Source organism: Cupriavidus consociatus (genome assembly GCF_017814975.1).
Taxonomy (GTDB): Bacteria; Pseudomonadota; Gammaproteobacteria; order Burkholderiales; family Burkholderiaceae; genus Cupriavidus; species Cupriavidus consociatus.
In genome coordinates, this window is sequence record NZ_JAGIQA010000103.1 from 1 (window position 1) to 2598 (window position 2598).

At 57.5% G+C, this 2598-nt stretch carries 5 protein-coding genes; all 5 read right to left on the reverse strand.

Translation table 11 applies throughout. The features are described 5' to 3' along the window. Positions 1–435 precede the first annotated feature (435 nt). Genes J8I82_RS37470 through J8I82_RS39875 form a run of 5 tightly spaced genes read right to left on the reverse strand, consistent with a single transcriptional unit; the run spans position 436 to position 2476 of the window. Positions 436–1062 carry a transposase gene (locus J8I82_RS37470; protein ID WP_245180662.1) on the reverse strand — a complete coding sequence of 209 codons (627 nt, stop codon included), beginning with the start codon at positions 1060–1062 and terminating at the stop codon, positions 436–438. 13 nt (positions 1063–1075) lie between these two features. Beyond that, positions 1076–1261: a helix-turn-helix domain-containing protein gene (locus J8I82_RS39865; protein ID WP_431831617.1), complete on the reverse strand. Its 186-nt coding sequence runs from the start codon at positions 1259–1261 to the stop codon at positions 1076–1078. Beyond that, positions 1237–1680 carry a transposase gene (locus J8I82_RS37480; protein ID WP_209765643.1) on the reverse strand — a complete coding sequence of 148 codons (444 nt, stop codon included), beginning with the start codon at positions 1678–1680 and terminating at the stop codon, positions 1237–1239. The genes J8I82_RS39865 and J8I82_RS37480 overlap by 25 nt, the downstream gene beginning before the upstream one ends. 54 nt (positions 1681–1734) lie before the next feature. Continuing rightward, positions 1735–2304, reverse strand: coding sequence for a group II intron maturase-specific domain-containing protein (locus tag J8I82_RS39870; RefSeq protein WP_431831616.1), 570 nt, complete (start codon positions 2302–2304; stop codon positions 1735–1737). Further along, complete coding sequence (locus tag J8I82_RS39875) at positions 2267–2476, reverse strand: reverse transcriptase domain-containing protein (RefSeq protein ID WP_209765647.1); 210 nt, start codon at positions 2474–2476, stop codon at positions 2267–2269. The genes J8I82_RS39870 and J8I82_RS39875 overlap by 38 nt, the downstream gene beginning before the upstream one ends. Positions 2477–2598: the final 122 nt, after the last annotated feature.

Genomic DNA, 2598 nt, shown 5'->3' on the forward strand with positions numbered 1-2598 from the left:
TTGTTGGTACTTCGTTCTTGTCATTCACCACACCTTACCGGATGGCAAGGTGTTGCACTTCAGATTTGAGGGCGCCCAGTCTCTTATATGAACACCGCCCGGATGCCAAGGTAGATTGAAGAGCTTTGGCTTGTAGGTATGGGTTGCTGTCTTATACATGGTCCCATTCCTCTTTGCCAAATGACTTGCTCTACGGCGCGCAGGAGATGGATTGCTTATATACATACGGCCTGTGCGTTGGCGCTTCTATGCGCCTGGCCCCAATGGATTTCGCTCGGTGACCCCTTCATATATCCACGGCCTTGTAGGCCCTAAGACTGCGCAGGATCTGTCACCGACGGTCCAACCCGTTTGCCATTGAGTCAAATCACTTGTGCAATCGATGATGGGTTCAGTTCTTCCTTTCGTTTCTGGATCGCTGTTACAGAGCGAGTCTCACGCGGTTGCGTAGTCTTGCTCCTTGGCTAACAGCACCCAGATTGTTCGAGCGGTCTTGTTCGCCAGTGCCACTACGGCGATATTCATGCCTCGTCTGGAGCGCAGCTCGTTGATCCAGCAGGATAGTGCATCATGGCGGTTGGGTGCTTGTTGTACGACAGCGCGAGCCCCATGAACGAGGAGCATGCGCAGGTAGCTGTAGAGATCCGGCCCATATGTCGTAGCATTATAGGCGTTGGGTCGTTCACCAAACGGGGAAACCTTGCCGCCGGTGCTACTCTGAGTTGGTACCAGGCCCAGGCTGGCGGCGAAGGCTCTGCCTGAGCAGCAAGCCTGGGGAGATCCCATAGTGGCAACCAGGGCCGTCGCGGTAATGGGGCCGATCCGTGGAATCGCGTCCACGCATTGGGCGGCAGGCTCGGCTTTCAGCCATGCAGCGATCTCCTGCTCGGCGGCCAGGATTTCGGCGTCCAACTCCCTCAATCGTTGTAGCTGGTGTGACAACAGTCGCCACAAGGGAGCCGGAATGGTTTGCTCAATCTCGCTCAGTCGCGCCATGGCGGCCTTGCGACCAACCACGAAGTGCAGGCCGTATTCGCCCAGCAAGCCCCAAATCTGATTCATTTGCCGTGTGCGGCTATCTGTCTCGCCCGTCTCTGGGTCGCTCCGGCGTATGGCGCCAGCGCTGCAAGGTGCGCTCGTTCAGACCCAGTTCCTCGCAGGCCCTGGATTGGCGCGCGCCACTCCCCACCGCTTCATCGATCAAGGCAATGGCTTCGCGGCGATCCGAGACGTTGATCAGTCCTCCTCGTCCCTTCTCCAGATCGCCTCGGCTTTTTTTCTCAGCACCAGCAGCGCGGCGGTTTCCGCCAGCGCGGCGTCCTTGCGCTTCAGCTCACGCTCCAGGTCCCGGATCCGCTTCTTCGCGGCCTCTTCCTCCCGGCGTTGCGCCAGGCTCAACTTGGCTCGCTCCGGGGCATTGGCAAGCTCGCAGGCTGCACGCCACTGTCGGATCTGTTCTGGTTGAATGCCCTTCCTGCGGCAGTACTCTGACAGCTCTGCTTCACTCAGCGGCGCCGTCTCCAGCACTACCCTGAACTTGTCCGCGCTGGACCATTTGTCACTCTGCTTGCCGTTGCCTGGCACAACCTGTCCTTGCTCTCGAGCCTCGTGGCGCCAGGTGCGCAGGCTCACCGTCGTGACACCCGTCTCCTTGGCCAACTCCACAACTGATCGGTTCACGGGGCGGCATCATCTGCTCAACCACCCATTCCTTGAACTCCGCCGGATAGCGTTTCATTCTCCAACCGCTTCCGCCCTCCATTGTCCTTCATCGAAAGGCGACGGGCGTCGAGTGGCCCGAGGGAACTGCCCCCTCAGGCTCTCATAGATCCGTACGTGAATCTCTCGATTCATACGGCTCCTCTTGTCCGCCGTTCTTCGAAACAGAAATCCCAGTGTTCGAATAGGAATACTTTCCCGACATCGTTTGAGCCACGCCCAAGCTCGTCGTTTGTGTCCTCTCAGCTGCTTGTACTTGTTTCGCGCCCACCCGCCAAGCCGTAAGTCTATTCTGATCAAGAACCGTTTTAGCGGCTCCGGATAGAAGGCACCGTAGTAATTCATCGATCCCCGTACCATTGGGTTTATGCGCCGCGCCAGTTCGGGCAGCGTCAATGAGGTACTTCGATTGAGACTCATGCTTCTGATGGCCTGAGACATTCGCGTTAGCGCCTTTTGACTTACCGCAGGTCCGAATCCCGTGAACAAGTTTCCCTCTCGGTCTTGTACCGTCCGAGCGTGAAAGCTGAATCCAAGGAAGTCGAACTTAGTGTGGGTGGGTATGTTCCTCTCGACGTCGTCCATCTTTGCAATAAACCAAGCGTGTCTTCTCGGGGTGTAGCGATAGCCCACAAGCGGTGAGCCGTTCCCTCAGGACAGACAGGAACTTTTCCGCCTGCTGCTTCGTTCTGCAATGACAGACCACATCGTCGGCATACCGTTCAAACGGCACCTCCGGATGCTCAGTCTGGACCATCGATCAAACGCATAGTGAAGAAAGAGGTTGGCCAACAACGGACTGAGGTCGCCGCCAACAATAGAGCAAACTGCCGGGTAAGATTGGGCCTGCGCATTTCGAGGGAGTGTCTGGCGCCCTGG

Coding starts and splice junctions, on each gene's coding strand:
- J8I82_RS37470 (WP_245180662.1), bottom strand. CDS start 1,062: ATGAATCAGATTTGGGGCTTGCTGGGCGAATACGGCCTGCACTTCGTG.
- J8I82_RS39870 (WP_431831616.1), bottom strand. CDS start 2,304: ATGGACGACGTCGAGAGGAACATACCCACCCACACTAAGTTCGACTTC.
- J8I82_RS39875 (WP_209765647.1), bottom strand. CDS start 2,476: ATGGTCCAGACTGAGCATCCGGAGGTGCCGTTTGAACGGTATGCCGAC.